General features: G+C 67.7%; 15 protein-coding genes. 7 read left to right on the top strand and 8 right to left on the bottom strand.

Annotation, left to right across the window (positions count from 1 at the left end; all coding sequences use genetic code 11):
* On the bottom strand, nt 1-1,491 hold a 1,491-nt coding region (locus VFT73_RS11130), incomplete at its 3' end, for a right-handed parallel beta-helix repeat-containing protein (protein WP_326410994.1).
* 164 nt (nt 1,492-1,655) lie between these two features.
* Here VFT73_RS11130 and VFT73_RS11125 point away from each other — a divergent pair.
* The 4 genes from VFT73_RS11125 to VFT73_RS11110 all read left to right on the top strand — a co-directional run bounded on the left by VFT73_RS11125 (nt 1,656) and on the right by VFT73_RS11110 (nt 8,696).
* Complete coding sequence (locus VFT73_RS11125) at nt 1,656-3,113, top strand: coniferyl aldehyde dehydrogenase (protein ID WP_326410992.1); 1,458 nt, start codon at nt 1,656-1,658, stop codon at nt 3,111-3,113.
* Between the two features lie 58 nt (nt 3,114-3,171).
* Nucleotides 3,172-4,611, top strand: coding sequence for a glucose-6-phosphate dehydrogenase (gene zwf / locus VFT73_RS11120; RefSeq protein ID WP_326410990.1), 1,440 nt, complete (start codon nt 3,172-3,174; stop codon nt 4,609-4,611).
* 108 nt (nt 4,612-4,719) lie between these two features.
* Nucleotides 4,720-6,543, top strand: coding sequence for a phosphogluconate dehydratase (gene edd, locus VFT73_RS11115; protein WP_326410987.1), 1,824 nt, complete (start codon nt 4,720-4,722; stop codon nt 6,541-6,543).
* Between the two features lie 89 nt (nt 6,544-6,632).
* The gene (locus VFT73_RS11110) at nt 6,633-8,696 is read left to right on the top strand and encodes a TonB-dependent receptor (RefSeq protein WP_326410985.1); all 2,064 of its coding nucleotides are present in this window, start codon (nt 6,633-6,635) and stop codon (nt 8,694-8,696) included.
* A 271-nt stretch (nt 8,697-8,967) separates the two neighbouring features.
* Here VFT73_RS11110 and VFT73_RS11105 read toward each other — a convergent pair whose 3' ends face one another.
* From VFT73_RS11105 to VFT73_RS11075, 7 genes are all read right to left on the bottom strand, one after another.
* On the bottom strand, nt 8,968-9,375 hold the full coding sequence (locus VFT73_RS11105) for a hypothetical protein (RefSeq protein ID WP_326410983.1): 408 nt from the start codon (nt 9,373-9,375) through the stop codon (nt 8,968-8,970).
* Between the two features lie 67 nt (nt 9,376-9,442).
* Nucleotides 9,443-10,354, bottom strand: a complete 912-nt coding sequence (locus VFT73_RS11100) for an Hsp33 family molecular chaperone HslO (protein WP_326410981.1) — start codon at nt 10,352-10,354, stop codon at nt 9,443-9,445.
* Nucleotides 10,338-11,291: an ornithine carbamoyltransferase gene (gene argF / locus VFT73_RS11095; RefSeq protein ID WP_326410979.1), complete on the bottom strand. Its 954-nt coding sequence runs from the start codon at nt 11,289-11,291 to the stop codon at nt 10,338-10,340. The genes VFT73_RS11100 and argF overlap by 17 nt, the downstream gene beginning before the upstream one ends.
* A gap of 37 nt (nt 11,292-11,328) precedes the next feature.
* A complete protein-coding gene (locus VFT73_RS11090; protein ID WP_326410976.1) occupies nt 11,329-12,519 on the bottom strand; it encodes an aspartate aminotransferase family protein in 1,191 nt (396 codons plus the stop codon).
* 127 nt (nt 12,520-12,646) lie between these two features.
* Complete coding sequence (locus VFT73_RS11085) at nt 12,647-12,985, bottom strand: hypothetical protein (protein ID WP_326410974.1); 339 nt, start codon at nt 12,983-12,985, stop codon at nt 12,647-12,649.
* An 82-nt stretch (nt 12,986-13,067) separates the two neighbouring features.
* Entirely contained in the window at nt 13,068-13,769 is a 702-nt protein-coding gene (locus VFT73_RS11080) for a dienelactone hydrolase family protein (RefSeq protein WP_326410971.1), read from the bottom strand.
* Nucleotides 13,766-14,593 (bottom strand): ABC transporter permease, encoded by an 828-nt coding sequence (locus VFT73_RS11075; protein WP_326410969.1) that lies wholly within the window; start codon nt 14,591-14,593, stop codon nt 13,766-13,768. The genes VFT73_RS11080 and VFT73_RS11075 overlap by 4 nt, the downstream gene beginning before the upstream one ends.
* A 68-nt stretch (nt 14,594-14,661) precedes the next feature.
* On the opposite strand from VFT73_RS11075, the gene VFT73_RS11070 reads away from it, so the two are divergent.
* The 3 genes from VFT73_RS11070 (at nt 14,662) to VFT73_RS11060 (ending at nt 16,943) form a co-directional block, all read left to right on the top strand.
* On the top strand, nt 14,662-15,324 hold the full coding sequence (locus VFT73_RS11070; RefSeq protein WP_326410967.1) for a GcrA family cell cycle regulator: 663 nt from the start codon (nt 14,662-14,664) through the stop codon (nt 15,322-15,324).
* Nucleotides 15,325-15,503: 179 nt separating this feature from the next.
* Nucleotides 15,504-16,340 carry a PEPxxWA-CTERM sorting domain-containing protein gene (locus tag VFT73_RS11065; RefSeq protein ID WP_326410964.1) on the top strand — a complete coding sequence of 279 codons (837 nt, stop codon included), beginning with the start codon at nt 15,504-15,506 and terminating at the stop codon, nt 16,338-16,340.
* A 132-nt stretch (nt 16,341-16,472) separates the two neighbouring features.
* The gene (locus tag VFT73_RS11060; protein WP_326410961.1) at nt 16,473-16,943 is read left to right on the top strand and encodes an SRPBCC domain-containing protein; all 471 of its coding nucleotides are present in this window, start codon (nt 16,473-16,475) and stop codon (nt 16,941-16,943) included.
* The last annotated feature ends 22 nt before the right edge of the window (nt 16,944-16,965 follow it).

The raw sequence follows: 16,965 nt of genomic DNA, 5'->3' as shown, positions 1-16,965 counted from the left end.
GTTTCCAGTCAGATCGATCGCTGTGGTCGAGGCAAGATCGATCGCCTCAAGCCTCTCGATCGCGGACGTCGCCGCGAGCGCATAGCTGATCGAGGAAGCAACGCGGTCATTGCCCTCATTCGTGGCCTCGATGACCACGTCGCCGGCGTGATCGACGAAGTACATATCGTTGCCGCGATAGCCGTACATCGTCTCCGCCCGGGCCTCGCCACTGAGCTGGCTCGCCGTCGCGCCGAGGCCCAGGATGTTGTCGTTGTCGTCGCCTTGGACCGTGACGGCCGCTCCGCCGTCCGGGGGCAGATCGGGAGCCGGCGGCAACGTCTCGACTGGCGGAACGTCCGAAGGCGGCGGCACGTCCGAAGGCGGCGGGATGTCGGACGGCGGCGGCACGTCCGAAGGTGGCGGCAGATCCGATGCGCCACCTTCCGGCAGCTGGAAGCCCACGCCCGACGTGAGCAGGTCCTCGAGCTGGGTCGGGTTCGCCAGGTTGGGAAACAGGTCGCGCGCCGCCGGATCGGCAAGGAAGTTGACGTTGCCGCTTTCGAAATAGTTGGTGACGTTGGAGGTGATGACGCGGTCGGTGACGTTGTTCTGGACCGAGATATCGGCGCTGTTGAGCACGTCGATCCAGAACATCTTGCCGTCGGTGGATTTGGAGACGACGGTGTTGTCGAGGATCTGCACGCCGGTGGCGCCGTTGACGTAGATGCCGTTATAGGCGTCGTTGGAATAGAGCGCGTTGTTCTGGATCAGGACGTTCTGATAGCCGTATTCGCGCGGGTCGGACATGAAGATGCCCTGGATGCCGGTCTGCTCGACGCCGCTGAAATAGGTCTGGAAGATCACATTGTCCTTGATCGTGATGTTCGACTGGCCAACCGTCTGGTTGGTGTTCCAGAACTGAATGGCATCGGCATGGTCGCCGAGCTTGGGGTGGAACTCGCCGATGTGATTGCCCTGGATCGACAGGCCCTGGTTCGCGATCGAGATGATGCCGTCGGAACGGATCAGCGTGATGTCGTTGTCCTGGATCGTGGTGTTGGTGCACTGCTGGACGATGATGCCGCGGTAAAGGTCGCTGAACGAGGAATCGCTGATGCTGAAGCCGGCGACGTTACGCACCATCAGCCCGATGCCGTCATTGGTCGGATCGCCGTCCATCGAGCCGTGGACCGTCACCTGGCTCAGCTTGATGTTGCTGGCGTTGGAGATCGAGTTGAGCTGGGTATAGTCGGGCTCGCCGGCATTCAGCGCACGTCCCAGGTCTACCCCGACCAGGTTCACATTGTCCGACGCGCTGATGTTCAGCCCGTCGAAATGCACGCCCCCGCCCGGGTTCGCCGCCATGATCGTCACCGTCGAGCTGAAGTCGCGGTTGAAGATGTTCAGCTTGCCGTAGTTGCCGTCCGCAACCACGATCTTGTCGCCACCCGCCGCACTTGCGATCGCGGACGAAAGCTCCGTGGCGTTTGTCACGTTGTAGGTCGTCATCGCTATCCTCGCTCGTCGCGCAGCCGGATCGGGCCGCGGCCTTGTTCCGAGCGGGAATAGGTCCGCCTGTTTCAGCGATCGGTTATGAGGTCTGGTTAATGGCGGCTCAGCCTTGATTCCCGGATTCTTGCCCGTGCGCTGCGGCTTCTACGGGGGTGCGGCGGGTGGCGCTTGTCGCGGATGCGGATTTCAGGAAGGATCGGGCGATGGACCTGATCGCCCTGCTGCAAACCCAGCGCGCCGCCTTCGATGCCGAACGCCCGGTGCCGGTCGCGATACGCAAGGACCGGATCGCACGCGCCATCCGCATGCTGGCCGAGAATGCGGAGGCCTTCTGCTCCGCGCTCTCGGCGGATTTCGGGCACCGCAGCCGCGAGCAATCGATGCTGACCGACGTGATCGGCAGCATCCGCGCGCTGAAGCACGCCCGCAAGCATGCCGATCGGTGGGCGAGACCCGAAAAGCGCCGGCTCGATTTTCCGCTCGGCCTGCTCGGCGCGCGCGCGGCGATCGAATACCAGCCCAAGGGCGTCGTCGGCATCATCTCGCCCTGGAATTTCCCGGTACAGCTGACGATGGCGCCGCTCGCCGGCGTGCTGGCGGCCGGCAACCGCGCCATGGTCAAGTCCAGCGAATTCACGCCGCGCACCGCCGCTTTGTTCGAGGAGACCGCGCCGCGCTATTTCGATCCCGCCGAGCTGGCCTTCGTCAGCGGCGGGGCGGAGACCGGACAGGCCTTTGCCGCCCTTCCTTTCGATCACCTGATCTTCACCGGCGCGACGGGCGTCGGCCGCCACATCATGCGCGCCGCCGCCGACAATCTCACGCCGGTGACGCTGGAGCTGGGCGGCAAGTCGCCAACCATCGTTGGTCGTTCCGCCGACATCGCGCAGGCGACCGAGCGGGTCGCGACCGGCAAGCTGATGAATGCGGGGCAGATCTGCCTCGCGCCCGATTACCTGCTGGTCCCCGACGACAAGGAAGATGCGGTGATCGGCGGGCTCAAGTCGGCCGCGGCCGCGCTCTACCCGCGGCTGCTCGACAATCCGGACTATACCGCGATCGTTAACGAGCGGCATCACGTCCGCCTCCAATCCTATCTCGACGATGCCCGCGCCAAGGGCGGCGAGGTGATCGAGGTGAACCCCGCCGGGGAGGATTTCGCCGCCTCCAACGGCACCAAGATGCCGCTGTTCATCGTCCGCAACCCCAGCGACGACATGGCGGTGATGCAGGACGAGATTTTCGGGCCGGTGCTGCCGGTCAGGCGCTATGGCGCGATCGACGAGGCAATCGACTTCGTGAACCGCCGCGACCGTCCGCTCGGTCTCTATTATTTCGGAAGCGACGCGGCAGAAGAGCGCAAGGTGCTCGACCGCACCATTTCCGGCGGCGTCACGATCAACGACGTGATCTTTCACATCTCGGCGGAGGATCTGCCGTTCGGGGGCATCGGCCCGTCCGGCATGGGCGCCTATCACGGCTTCGACGGTTTCAGGACCTTCAGCCACGCCCGCGCCATCTACCGGCAACCGAAGGTCGACATCGCGAAGCTCGCCGGGATCAAGCCGCCCTATGGCGCAACCACCGCGAGGACGATCGCGCGGGAGCTGAAGCCTTAGTTCGGTTGACCCGCCAGCCTCGCGGCTTAGGAACAGCCGCGGGCAGCGGGAGACGCGCATGACCGACGCTTACCAGACGATTATCATCTTCGGCGCGACGGGCGATCTGGCGCACCGGATGCTGTTTCCGTCGCTCTATAATCTCTATCTCGACCGGCTGCTGCCCAGCGATGTGCAGATCATCGCTTCCGGCCGCAGCGTCATGGATGACGAAGCGTTCCGCGCCTCGATCGAGCTTCCCGACGACCGCTATGACGCCGAGGAAGCCGCCGCGTTCCTGACCCGCATCCGCTACTGCCCGGTCAGCGGCGAGGCGGCGCAGTTCGCCGCGCTGCGCGACATGGTCGGCGACCGCATCGATCGCGGCGTCGCGGTCTATCTCTCGACGCCGCCCTCGCTGTTCGCGCCGATGGTCGCGGGGCTCGGCAAGGCCGGCCTCGCGGGGCCGACCGTCCGCATCGCGATGGAAAAGCCGATCGGGCACGATCTCGCCTCCAGCCGCGACGTGAACGATGCGGTGAATGCGGTGTTCGACGAGGACCGGGTGTTCCGCGTCGATCACTATCTCGGCAAGGAAACCGTCCAGAACCTGCTGGTGCTGCGCTTCGGCAACATGCTGTTCGAACCGCTGTGGAGCGCGCGCGGGATCGAGCATGTCCAGATCACCGTCGCCGAGACGGTCGGGCTCGAAGGCCGCGTCTCCTATTATGACGGCGTCGGCGCGCTGAAGGATATGGTGCAGAACCACATGCTCCAGCTGCTGGCGCTGGTCGCGATGGAAGCGCCCGCCTCGATGACGCCTGCCGCGGTGCGCGACGAGAAAGTGAAGGTGATCCGCTCGCTCCGCCCGATGTCGCCCGACACGGTGGAGCAACTGAGCGTGCGCGGCCAGTACGGCGCCGGCGCGGTCGGCGGCGAGCCGGTCAAGGGCTATGCCGACGAGCTTGGGCACCGTTCCGATACAGAGACGTTCGTCGCCCTGAAGGCGCATATCGACAATTGGCGCTGGGCCGGCGTCCCCTTCTACCTGCGCACCGGCAAGCGGATGCCCGAGCGCAGCTCCGAAATCCTGATCCAGTTCCGCCCGGTGCCGCATTCGATCTTCGCGAAGAAGGGCAAGGGACTGCAGCCGAACACGATGCTGATCCGCATCCAGCCGCAGGAGAATATCCAGCTGCAGGTGATGGCGAAGCAGCCGGGGCTCGACCGGCACGGCCTCAATCTGCGCGAGGTTGCGCTCGACGTCTCGCTGTCGACCGAAGCCGCCGGCCAGCGTCGCCGCATCGCCTATGAGCGGCTGCTCCTTGATTTGATCGAAGGCGACCCGACCTTGTTCGTGCGCCGCGACGAAGTGGAAGCGGCCTGGACCTGGATCGATTCGATCCATCAGGCCTGGACCCAGGCGAACGTTCCCGCCCGGCCCTACACCGCCGGCACCTGGGGCCCCTCCGCCGCGATCGCCCTGATCGAACGCGATGGAGCGAGCTGGCATGAGTGACGAGGCCGAATACCCCTTCCCCGTTCGCTTCGAGCGAAGTCGAGAAGCGGGTTCGGCATCTGCCTTCAGGCCGTATCTCGACTTCGCTCGATATGAACGGAGTTTCTTTTGACCAACCTCCACCCCGCCATCGCCCGCGTCACCGGCCGCATCGTCGAGCGCTCGCGCCCGACCCGCGCCGCCTATCTCGACCTGATCGAGCGGCAGCGCGAGGCGGGCACCAATCGCGGCGTCCTGTCCTGCGGCAATCTCGCCCACGGTTTTGCGGCGGCGGAGGAGGACAAGCCGGTCATCCGCTCCGGGCAGGCGATGAACATCGGCATCGTCACGGCCTATAATGACATGCTGTCCGCCCATCAGCCGTACGGGCGCTACCCGGAGCAGATCAAGATTTTCGCCCGCGAGCGCGGCGCCACCGCGCAGGTGGCCGGCGGCGTGCCCGCCATGTGCGACGGCGTGACCCAAGGCCAGGCGGGCATGGAGCTGTCGCTGTTCAGCCGCGACACGATCGCGCTCGCAACCGCCGTCGCCCTGTCCCACGCGATGTTCGAAGGCGCGCTGCTGCTCGGCATCTGCGACAAGATCGTGCCCGGCCTGCTGATCGGCGCGCTGCGGTTCGGCCATTTGCCGACGATCCTGGTCCCCGGGGGACCGATGCCGTCCGGCATCCCGAACAAGGAAAAGGCGCGCATCCGCCAGCTCTATGCGGAGGGCAAGGTCGGCCGCGACGAGCTGCTCGAGGCGGAATCGGCCAGCTATCACGCGCCCGGCACCTGCACCTTCTACGGCACCGCCAATTCCAACCAGATGATGATGGAAGTGATGGGCCTGCACGTGCCCGGCGCCGCCTTCGCCAATCCGGGCACGAAGCTTCGCCAGGAATTGACCCGCGCCGCCGTCCACCGCGTGACCGAGATCGGCTGGGGCGGCAACGACTACCGCCCGATCGGCCGCGTCATCGACGAACGCGCGATCGTCAATGCCTGTGTCGGGCTGATGGCGACCGGCGGCTCGACCAACCACGCGATCCACCTGCCGGCGATCGCGCGCGCGGCCGGCATCGTCATCGACTGGCAGGATTTCGAGGAAGTCTCCGAAGCGACGCCGCTCCTCGCCCGCGTCTACCCCAACGGGTCCGGCGACGTGAACGACTTCCGCGAGGCGGGCGGCATGCCGTTCGTGATCCGCGAGCTGCTCGACGCCGGGCTGCTCCACGGCGACATCCTGACGACCTCGCGGAACGGCATGACCGATCACCGCGCGGAACCCGCAATCGACGACGACGCACTCGTCTGGCGGCCCGCCGCGGAGACGACTCGCGATCCGGCGATGCTGCGCCCGGTCGCCGACCCGTTTCAGCCGACCGGCGGCCAGAAATTGCTTGCCGGCAATCTCGGCCGCGCGATCATCAAGACCAGCGCAGTCGATCCCGACCGCTGGGTGATCGAAGCGCCGGCGCGCGTCTTTGCGGACCAGGACGACGTGCTCCGCGCCTTCATGGCCGGCGAGCTCGACCGCGACGTCGTCGTCGTCGTCCGCTTCCAGGGGCCGGCGGCGAACGGCATGCCGGAGCTGCACAAGCTGACGCCCGCGCTGGGCGTGCTTCAGGATCGCGGCCACCGCGTCGCGCTCGTCACCGACGGCCGCATGTCGGGCGCCAGCGGCAAGGTGCCGGCGGCGATCCACCTCTACCCCGAGGCGCTGCACGGCGGGCCGATCGCGCGCGTGGCGGACGGCGACCTGGTCCGCGTCGACGCGGTCTCCGGCACGATCGAGGTGCTGACGCCCGGCGCCCTCGACCGCCCCGTAGTGCCCGCACCGCCCGCGCATTCCGGCGTCGGCCGCGAGCTGTTCAGCTTGTTTCAAGGTTCCAGCGACGATGCGGAGCGCGGCGCTTCGCCGGTGCTGGCTGCGATGGACGCGCGCGGCTGATCGACGACCCGCCGCATCGTTCCGACCAACAGTCTTGATATATTGTATCACGACCGCTAGTCAGCCCGCGCCGTTTCCGGAGTTGCTCCTTGTACCGTTTCGCCCTTCTTGCCGGCGCCGCACTGGCCGCCCTGCTGACAACGCCGGCCTTTGCCGCTGACGACGCTGCCCCGCCGGGCGACTATCACGAGCCGACGCCCAGCGACATCGTCGTCACCGCCGGCCCCTTCGACCGCAACCGCGCGGACGTTCTGTCCGCCGTGTCGGTGCTGAGCGGCCAGGACCTGACGCGCGAAGTCCGCTCGACGATCGGCGAGACACTGGCGCGCCAGCCGGGCGTCTCCTCCACTTCGTTCGGCCCGAATGCGTCGCGGCCGATCCTGCGCGGCTTCCAGGGCGACCGGGTCCATATCCTCACCGACGGCATCGGCAGCTTCGACGTGTCGAACACCAGCGTCGACCACGCGGTGACGATCAACCCGTTGCTCGCCGATCGCATCGAGGTGCTGCGCGGCCCGGCGGCGCTGCAATACGGCTCGTCGGTGATCGGCGGCGTCGTCAACGTGCTCGACAAACGCATCCCGCGCGAAGTGCCGGACGAAGCGGTCCATGTCGACGCGATCGGCACCTACAGCTCCGCCTCCGACCAGGTCTTCGGCGCCAGCGCAGTCGACCTGCCGGTGGCCGGCAAGCTCGTCCTGCACCTCGACGGCAGCTATCTCGACGGCGACGATCTGGAGATCGGCGGCCATGTCCTCTCGCCCGCCGCGCGCGCCGAGGCGCTAGCCAGCCCCAATCCGGACGTCCGCGCGCTCGCCGACCTGAAGGGCCGGCTGGCAAACTCCGCTGCCCGGACCTGGGACATCGCCGGCGGCGCCTCCGTCATCACCGACACCGGCCAGCTCGGCTTCGCGGTCAGCCATTACGACAGCCTCTACGGCGTGCCGGCCCGCTACGACCTGACCACCGGCGAAGGCGAGATGCCGCGCCTCGACGTGCACCAGACCCGCGTCGATGCCCGCACCGAGCTCGACCTGGGCGACGGCTTCTTCAAGCAGCTTCGCGGCCGCTTCGGCTTTGCCGACTACAAGCATGCCGAGCTGGAGGAGGACGGCGAGGCCGGCACGCGCTTCTTCAACAAGGGGCTCGAGGGCCGGCTGGAGCTTGCCCAGAACCGGCACGGCGTCTGGCAGGGCTCCATCGGCAGTCAGCTGCTGATCCGCGATTTCAACGTGATCGGCGAGGAAGCGTTCGTTCCGAAGAACGAGACGATCCAGTACAGCCTGTTCACGCTCCAGACGCTCGATTGGGGCAAGCTGAAGGCGGAGTTCGGCGGCCGGGTCGAGCGGTCCCACATCTCGTCGAATCCGATCGCTGTCGACCGGCGTTTCACTGCCTGGTCCGGCTCGGCCGGCGCCAGCTACGAATTTCTGCCCGACTGGAAATTCGGCGTGAACGTCTCGCACACGGAGCGCGCGCCGTCGGCCGAGGAGCTGTTCTCGAACGGGCCGCACGCCGGCACCCAGGCATTCGAGATCGGCAATCCGGACTTCAGGAAGGAACGCAGCTTCGGCCTCGAAGGCACGCTGCGCGGCGGCGGCCGCAACTTCATCGTCGAGGCGTCGGCCTATTACAACAAATTCGACAACTACATCTTCGACCGCCAGACCGGCGAAATCGAGGACGGGCTGCCGGTGTTCCAGTCGGCGCAGGCCGACGCGACCTATTACGGGTTCGAGGCGCAGGCGACGGTCACCCTCGCACGCTTCGGCGACTGGAAGGTCGATGCGGACGGTCTCGCCGACTACGTGCACGCAACCGTCAAGGGCGTCGGCCCGGTGCCGCGCATCCCGCCGCTCCGCCTGCTCGGCGGCGTCAGCGCGACCAGCGGCCTGCTCGACGGCCGTATCGAGGTCGAGCACAGCTTCGAGCAGGACCGCGTCGCCCCGTTCGAAACCGCGACGCCGGGCTACACGCTTGTCAACGCCAGCCTCGGCATCCGCCCGTTCGGCGAAGGCCGCGACAAGCCCGAACTCCTGCTCAGCGCCAACAACATCTTCAACGTCGACGCTCGCCGCCACGCGAGCTTCCTGAAAGACTTCGCCCCGCTCTCCGGCCGCGACCTGCGGGTCACGCTAAGGGCATCGTTCTGACCTAAGCCCTCCCCCTTGTGGGGAGGGTTGGGGTGGGGGCGCGGCGGCGGCGTGAGCCGGCGACGCCAACAAAGACTCAAATGCCGCAGAGTCTTCTGGCGCGCGGACGCGCGCCGCCCCCCTCCAACCTCCCCCACAAGGGGGGAGGCTCAGGAAAAGAAAACGGGCCGCCCCCTTTCGGAGGCGGCCCAGTCGGCCTTGCGGCCGTTTGGGAGGAAAGCGTGCCTACTCGACACGCCCCCTCTATAGGCCGCGGATGGTAAATGCCGGCTTAACGGGCCGCGTGTTCGGGGGCGCATTTGCCGATCCGCCGTCCCTCCAGCGTGATCTGGAACGGCGAACGGTTGGCAAGGCCCTGGGAATCGATCCGCACCAGCTGCCCGGTCTCGACCCGGATCGTCGTCCGGCCATAGCCCGCGCCGGCGCAGGTATAATGGACGGTCGCGGTCTCCGGCTCGTTGGTCAGCACGAAGCGTGAGCAGGCGACGCCGGGGTGGCGGAGCTGGACCAGGTCATAGGCATCGTCGATGCACAGCCTGCGCACCGCGGCCGAACCGTCGAGCGCGCGCAGCTGCCACTCGCCGGCCTCGATCCGGTCGAACGCGTGGATCGGCGCGTTCGCCGCACCTGCCAGCAACAGCGCCGCCGCGCTTCCAGCAACAACCAACAACAGCCGCATCCGTCCCCCACTCGCCCGCCGACAAGCGCGGGCCTGTTAAGGGAAAATGGTTACGATGCCGTCTCGATCAAGCGGCCGGCTGCAGATCGGCCAGCCGGATCGGGTGGCTGATCGAGCAGAACGCGCAGTCGACGCGGATCAGCCCGTCGGCATCCGCCATATTCTCCTGCTCCTCGACAGGAAAGCGCGACAGCACGCTCAGGATATGCTCGCGGTTGCAGCGGCAGCCCCGGGTCAGGGTCGCGCCGCCCAGCACGCGCACTTCCTTTTCGTCATGGAACAGCCGCCAGACCAACGTCTCCATCGGCAGCGCGGGATCGACCAGCTCCTCGTCCTTGATCGTCCGCCCCAGCGCCTCGACATGCTGCCATTCGGGATGATCGAGCCGTGTGTGCAGCCGGTCGCGCCCTTCCTCGCCCTCGGGCAGATGCTGCAGCAGCATGCCGCCCGCAATCACGCGCCCGTCCGCATCGCGGCGGTGGGCCAGGCGCACCAGACCGGGGATCTGCTCGCTTTGGGCGAAATAGCTCTGCGCCGCTTCCGCCAGCGATGCGCCTTCCAGCGGGACGATGCCCTGATACCGCTCGCCGGTCAGCGCCTGGTCGAAGGTGATGGCGAGATAGCCCTTGCCGAATAGCGCGAACAGGGTCGGGTCGGCCGGCATCTGCGCCAGCCGCTCGGCGTCGAACTGCACATAGCCACGCAGCTCGCTGTCCTTATAGTCGCAGACCAGCAGGCTGATCGGCCCGCCCTCGGTCTGCGCCTGCAGCGTCATCTGTCCGGTCTCGTTCTTCAGCGTCGAGCCGAGCAGCGCCGTCAGCGCCAGCGCTTCGGCCAGAAGTCGCTCGATCACCGGCGGATAGGCGTGCGCCGACAGGATCTCGTCGAGCACCGGGCCAAGCCGCACCAGCCGCCCGCGCGCATGTTGCTCCAGGATCGCGAAGCCGAGGCTCCGGTCCAGCTCAGTCCGGTCGTCCATCAATCAATCCAAAGCACCAAAGCAAAATCGCTTTCTGTGCATGTAGGCGGTTTTCCGCCTCATCCCAGATGGCGGACTGGTTTCCGTCCAGGATGTCGTCGGTGGCTTCCTCGCCGCGGTGTGCCGGCAGGCAGTGGAGGAAGGTGGCGGACGGCCTTGCGTGCGCCATCAGCCCGGCATTCACCTGATACGGCGTCATGGCGGCAACCTTCTGCGCCGAATCCGCCTGCCCCATTGAAACCCACGTATCGGTGACGACGACATCGGCATCGGCGGCCGCGCGCGCCGGGTCGCGCTCGATCGTCACCCGCGCATTGCTGCCGGCCAGCCGCGCATTGGCTTCGGCGACGAAGCTCTCGTCCGGGTCGTAGCCCTCCGGGCACCCCGCCGCGACCGAAAAGCCGAACAGCCCGGCAGCCTCGACAATCGAATGCAGCACGTTGTTGCCGTCGCCCAGCCAGGCCCATTTCGAGCCCGGCAGCTGCACGCCCTTTTCCAGCGCGGTCAGCAGGTCGGCGACGATCTGGCACGGATGCGAGCGGTCGGTCAGGCCGTTGATCACCGGCACCGACGCGTATTTCGCCATTTCCTCCAGCTTCGCCGGGTCGTCGGTGCGGATCATGATCGCGTCGACATAGCGGCTGAGCACGCGCGCCGTGTCTGCGATCGTCTCACCGCGGCCGAGCTGCATCGAGCCGGCATCCATCACGATCGACGTGCCGCCCAGCTGCCGGACGGCCAGGTCGAATGACACCCGCGTGCGCGTCGAGCTCTTCTCGAAGATCATCGCCAGCACGCGCCCGTCGAGCGGCCGGTCGGCATCGGCTTTGCCCTTCGGCCAGCCGGCCCGCGCCTGCTTCCGCGCGAGCGCGTCGGCCAGCATCGCCGCCACGCCGTCGGCGCCGGCGGAGGAGAGGTCGAGAAAATGGCGAGTCACTGCGATCCTCCCCCGTAAGGGGAGGATTTTGGCGTCCTCATGCCGCCTGCGCCGGCGCATAGTCCCGCGCACCGGCGCTCAGCCGCTCGATGCACTCGGCGATGTCCTTTTCGTCGATCGTCAGCGGCGGCAGGATGCGCACGACATTGTCGCCGGCGGCGACCGTCAGCAGCCCGTGATGGTCGCGCAGGTGCGCCACGAACGCGCGGCTTTCGGTCTTCAGCTTCACGCCCAGCATCAGCCCCATGCCGCGCACGCTGTCGAACAGGTCGTCATAGTTCGGGATCATCTGCTCCAGCGCCTGGCGCAGCCGGTCGCCCATCGCGCGAACATGCTCGAGGAAGCCGGGCGCCAGCACCACGTCCAGCACGGCGTTGCCCGCCGCCATCGCCAGCGGGTTGCCGCCATAGGTGGAGCCGTGGGTGCCGATCACCATGCCGTGCGCCGCGCGCTCGGTCGCCAGGCACGCGCCCATCGGGAAGCCGCCGCCGATGCCCTTGGCGACCGCCATGATGTCCGGCGTGATGCCGTATTGCTCATGCGCGAACAAAGTGCCCGTCCGGCCGACGCCGCACTGCACCTCGTCCAGCACCAGCATCAGGCCCTTTTCGTCGCAGATGCGGCGCAGGCCCTTCATGAAGGCCTGGCTGGCCGGGCGGATACCGCCTTCGCCCTGGATCGGCTCGACCAGGAAGCCGGCCGTGCTGTCGTCCACCGCCGCTTCGGCCGCTTCCAGATTGTCGAACTCGACGACCTTGAAGCCCGGCAGCAGCGGGTCGAAGCCGGAACGGAGCTTGTCCTGGTCGGTCGCGCTGATCGTGCCGATGGTGCGGCCGTGGAACGCGTTCTTGAACGTGATCAGCGTCGTCTTGTGCGTGTCGCCGTTCGCATAGTGAAAGCGGCGCGCGGTCTTGATCGCGCACTCGACCGCCTCGGCGCCGGAGTTGGTGAAGAACACCGTGTCGGCGAAGGTGTTGTCGACCAGCCGCTGCGCCAGCGCCTCGCCCTGCGGGCTGCCATAGAGGTTGGAGACGTGCATCAGCGTCGCCGCCTGATCCTGGATCGCCTTGGTCAAATGCGGATGGCCGTGGCCCAGCAGGTTGACGGCAATGCCGCTCGCGAAGTCGAGATAGCGCTCGCCCTTCTCGCCGATCAGATACACGCCCTCGCCGCGCACCGGCCGCACGCCGCAGCGGGGATAGACGGGCATCAACGGCGTGATCGGCATGGCTGGCTCCTGAGGTGAAACGCAAAAAGGCGACCGCCCGGTCGCCTGGGGCTCGTATAGGAGCCGGGGCGGAGAGAGACAACCCTTACCCAAAGTCCTCCCCTGCATTTGCAGGGGAGGACTTCACTTACCGCCGCCAGCCCCGACGGTCGTCATCATGCCGCTGCCGCTGCAGCCGGTTCTGCAGCCGGTCGACGCGGCGCTCGAGGTCGCGATGCTCCCAGCCGGTCAGCCCGTTGCGGCCATAGCGCCAGGCGAGGCGCTGGACGCCGTTGGTCTCGGCCTGCAGCCGCCGCGCCTCGTTGCGCGTCAGCGAACCACGCTGGAAATTGCGGTCGATCCGGACCTCGATCCGCTGCAGCCGCTGCTGGATGTTGTTGCCGCGGCCCCAGCCCTGCGCCGAGGCGGGCGCCGCCGCGATCATGGCGGCAGACGCGATAGCGAGAGAAACGATCAGCTTTTTCATGGCACTCCATTCCTTCTTCGGACGTGGAGCCTGGTTAGGCGAGTCGCGCTGGAGCAGGCCTGAACGCTTCCGTTATGATCCGTTAAGCCAGCGCCTCGGCCAGAAAGGCGGACAGCGCCACGTTCGCGCGCCGGTCGGCATCGGCATTATAGACGACGCGCCCCGGTACCGCCGCTTCGGGATTGGTGAAGCCGTGGACCGTGTGCCCATAGGCATGAAGCTGCCAGTCCGCGCCCGCATCGGTCAGCTCCTTCGTCAGCCCCAGCACCGAGTCGGGAGTCGCCAGCGGGTCGTCCCAGCCGTGCAGCACCAGCAATTTGGCCGGAATCTGCGGCTGCGGCCCCAGCTGCGGCGGCGGGAAGATGCCGTGGATCGAAACCGCGCCCTTGATCGCGTCCGTGCCCGTCCGCGCCAGGTCGAGCGCGCACAGCCCGCCGAAGCAATAGCCGACAATCGCGATCCGGCGCGCGTCCACGCCCTCCAGCCCCTGCGCGAAGCCCAGGTGCGCCAGCAGCCGCGCGCGCAGCAGCGCCCGGTCGGCGATCAGGCCGTTCATCAGGTCCCGCGCCCGCTCGCCCAGGTCGCGCTCGGCCTTGCCGTAATGGTCGAGCACGATCGCCAGATAGCCCTCGGCCGCGAGCTCGTCGGCCTTGGCATGCTCCAGCGGCGTCGGCCCGCGCACCGTCGGCGCGATCAGCACCGCCGGATGCGGCCCCGCCCCCGCCGGCCGCGCGACATAGGCTTCGCACTCAATGTCGTGCGCCTGATAGTCGATGAAGCTCATGCCTTGATCTTCCATCCGGAGCGCAGCAGCGCGTAGCAGACGGCGCCCATCGCCACGTCGATCGCCAGTACCACGACTGCGCCGATCATCACCGGCGAGTCGGCATCGCCCAGGAACCCGTAGCGGAAGCCGGAGATGATGTAGAAGAACGGGTTCGCATGGCTGATCGCGCGGAACGCCGGCGCCAGCGCGTCGACCGAATAGAATGTGCCGGACAGCAGCGACAAAGGCGCCACGACGAAGTTCGTCACCGACGCGGCATGGTCGAACTTCTCCGCCCAGATCGAGGTCAGGATGCCGAGAAAGGCGAGGAACAGCGCGCCCAGCACGCCGAACCAGGCGACGGCCCAGAAATGGCGCGGCATCACATGGATGCCCGGCCACAGCTGCATCGCCAGCCACACCGCGCAGCCGACCAGCACCGCGCGCGTCACCGCCGCCCCGCTCAGCGCCGCCAGCAGCTCGCCGTTCGACAAGGGCGGCATCAGATAGTCGACGATCGTGCCCTGGATCTTGCCGACCAGCAGCGAAAAGCTCGCATTGGCGAAGCTGTTCTGCAGCATGCCCATCACGATCAGCCCGGGCGCAATGAAATCGGCGAAGGGATGGCCGAGCACGGTCCGCCCCGACCGCCCCAGCGCGACGGTGAAAATCGCGAGGAACAGCATGTTGGTGATCGCCGGCGCCCAGATCGTCTGGAGCTGCACCTTGAAGAAACGCCGCACCTCCTTCACATAAAGGGCGCGCAAGCCCGGCCAGTTCACATTCGTGATGGACGCGATGCCGGGCGCGAGGCGGACTCCGGATTGGGACTGGTCGAGCATCGGCTGCCCGCCTATCGGCAGACGGCCTCACCCGCAAGGCGTGCAGGATTTAAGGACGTAGGACACAGATGGCCTGGACTGACGAACGCATCGACCAGCTGAAATCGATGTGGGAAAAAGGAATGACCGCCAGCCAGATCGCCGAAGAGCTGGGCGGCGTCAGCCGCAACGCGGTGATCGGCAAGGCGCACCGGCTGGGGCTGCAGGCGCGCCCGTCGCCGGTCCGCGAGGGCAAGGACGATGCGGTCACGCCGGCCGCCGCCGCCCCTGCGGAGCCGCGCGCCGAAACCGCGCCGCGTCCTGCCGCTGCGCCGCGCCACGCACCGGCCGCGCCCGAGCGTCCGGCTGCTCCCGCCGCCGCTGCCGCGCCCGAGGCGCCTGCCGCTCCGCCGCAGCCGCAGATCCGTTCGATCGGCCCCGGCGGCTTCCTTCGCCAGGCCCCGGGCGAGACTTCCGCGCCGATCCCGCCCGCGCCGCCGCGCCGCCTGGTGCCGGCCAAGCCGAGCCCGGAGATCGCCGACAAGACCAGCCTGCTCGACCTCAATGAGCGCATCTGCAAATGGCCGCTCGGCCATCCGGGCGAGCCGGACTTCCACTTCTGCGGCGCGCCCGTGAACCCGGGCTTTCCCTATTGCGTCGCGCATTGCGGCCAGGCCTATCAGGCCCAGCTCCCCCGCCGCGACCGCCGCCCGCCCCCGCCCCTCCCCTTCGGCGGCCCGCGGGTCCGCTGAGGCTAAACCGATCCAGCGCTCCCGCCCGTCCCAGAGCGGGAGCGCTTTGCCTTCAATTTCAATCCGTAACGACCACGTGCGGGCGTGACAAAAAGCGTAAACAGGTTATAAACCGAGTCGTTCAGGCGCCGAAGAGCACCGGACCGGGTCGCGGTAGCGACAACTCGAGGGGGTATTCCATGACCAAGTCCATGTTGCTCGCGGCCGCTTCGGCCGCGCTGTTCGGCGCGTCTGCGGCGCAGGCGATCACGATCACCGTCACGCCCACGCTCGCGCCCAATGCGTTCGGCTCGCCATCGTATAGCGGCTGGGTCGCGAATGCGGTGCAGGCCATGTACCACGGCTACAGCTCCTATGGCGACCCGACCTCGCCGACCTGGTTCCACGCCCAGTCGACGGTCGGTGCCTCGCAGGGCATCGTCACCGGCTTCCCGAGCTGGAAGGGCTTCGCCGATCCGGGCACGAAGTTCGGCGCCGCCTATGCAAACGAGCTCGGCAACCGGATGAGCTTCAGCCTGCGCATCACCGGCGACGACCAGCAGATCGCGATCGGCGACCTGTCGCTGGTGATGGCGTCGAGCGATCCGGACAACGCGCTCGGCTACACCTTCGCGGCCGGCGGCTATAATTACTCGACCGAATATCAGGGCGTGCTGAAAGGCGCCGACGGCATGCTCGGCACCGGCGACGACGTGTTCGTCACCACGGGCCCGAACACGCAGCTCGTCGACGCGATCGTCGGCCGCGGATCGGGCAATTCCTTCGCGGCCTATTGCACCGGCTGCACGCTCGCCGAGCAGCAGGCGGAGATCAACAGCACCGCCAGCTACTGGACCCAGTTCGGCGGTGGCACCTTCACCGGCACCTACTCGATCGGCGGGGTGACCGGCTCGGGCACCTTCAACATCACCGCCGTTCCGGAGCCCGCGACCTGGGCGCTGATGATCGGCGGCTTCGGCCTGATCGGCGCCACCGCGCGGCGCCGGCGCACGATGGCGACCGTCACTTACGCCTGACCCGGATCCGGAGCGTCGGGGGCCAGCCTCCGGCGCTCCGGGCCTTGGCGCTCCGGCACTGGTCGATTGCTGCCGACGGCTTGTCGAGCGGCGCTTGATCCGCGCTCGCGACGGGCTTTCGATCTGCGGGACATGCCCAAGCGCGTCCTGACGTCGATCTTCCTGCCCTACGCGCCGGCGCGCGTGTGGACGGTGCTCGCCGACTTCGACCGTTATCGCGACTGGAACCCGCTGAACCTGGAGGCGGAGGGCGATCCGCGCGTGGGCAGCCAGGTCGCGATGCGTTTCGTCAATCCGGCCCGGCCCGGCACGACGATCCGCCGTACCGTCACGATCACCCGCGCCGATCCCGGTCGAGCGCTCGCCTGGCGCGGGCACGTCCCGTTGCTCTTCACCGGCGACCATCTGTTCGAGCTTTGCCACGAAGCCGGCGGCACGCGCCTGTTCCACAGCGAGACCCTGTCCGGCCTGATCCCCTGGCGCCTCACCGACGACCAGATCGAGCAGGCCTTCGTCCCCGCCTACGAAGCCTGCAACCGCGCCCTCGCCGCGCGCCTCGACGCGCTCGATAAGGTCATCCCCCTCCGCCGTGCTTCGGGCTAGCAGGAACAGGCACACTGCGGCG

This window comes from Sphingomonas sp., from assembly GCF_035758555.1.
GTDB lineage: Bacteria > Pseudomonadota > Alphaproteobacteria > Sphingomonadales > Sphingomonadaceae > Sphingomonas_B.
This window is presented reverse-complemented; position numbering and strand designations above follow the sequence as displayed.

Excerpts from the sequence above, each read along its gene's own strand:
- zwf (WP_326410990.1), top strand. The coding sequence starts at position 3,172 with ATGACCGACGCTTACCAGACGATTATCATCTTCGGCGCGACGGGCGAT.
- VFT73_RS11100 (WP_326410981.1), bottom strand. The coding sequence starts at position 10,354 with ATGGACGACCGGACTGAGCTGGACCGGAGCCTCGGCTTCGCGATCCTG.
- VFT73_RS11105 (WP_326410983.1), bottom strand. The coding sequence starts at position 9,375 with ATGCGGCTGTTGTTGGTTGTTGCTGGAAGCGCGGCGGCGCTGTTGCTG.
- VFT73_RS11090 (WP_326410976.1), bottom strand. The coding sequence starts at position 12,519 with ATGCCGATCACGCCGTTGATGCCCGTCTATCCCCGCTGCGGCGTGCGG.
- VFT73_RS11085 (WP_326410974.1), bottom strand. The coding sequence starts at position 12,985 with ATGAAAAAGCTGATCGTTTCTCTCGCTATCGCGTCTGCCGCCATGATC.
- VFT73_RS11075 (WP_326410969.1), bottom strand. The coding sequence starts at position 14,593 with ATGCTCGACCAGTCCCAATCCGGAGTCCGCCTCGCGCCCGGCATCGCG.
- VFT73_RS11080 (WP_326410971.1), bottom strand. The coding sequence starts at position 13,769 with ATGAGCTTCATCGACTATCAGGCGCACGACATTGAGTGCGAAGCCTAT.
- VFT73_RS11065 (WP_326410964.1), top strand. The coding sequence starts at position 15,504 with ATGACCAAGTCCATGTTGCTCGCGGCCGCTTCGGCCGCGCTGTTCGGC.
- VFT73_RS11070 (WP_326410967.1), top strand. The coding sequence starts at position 14,662 with ATGGCCTGGACTGACGAACGCATCGACCAGCTGAAATCGATGTGGGAA.
- VFT73_RS11060 (WP_326410961.1), top strand. The coding sequence starts at position 16,473 with ATGCCCAAGCGCGTCCTGACGTCGATCTTCCTGCCCTACGCGCCGGCG.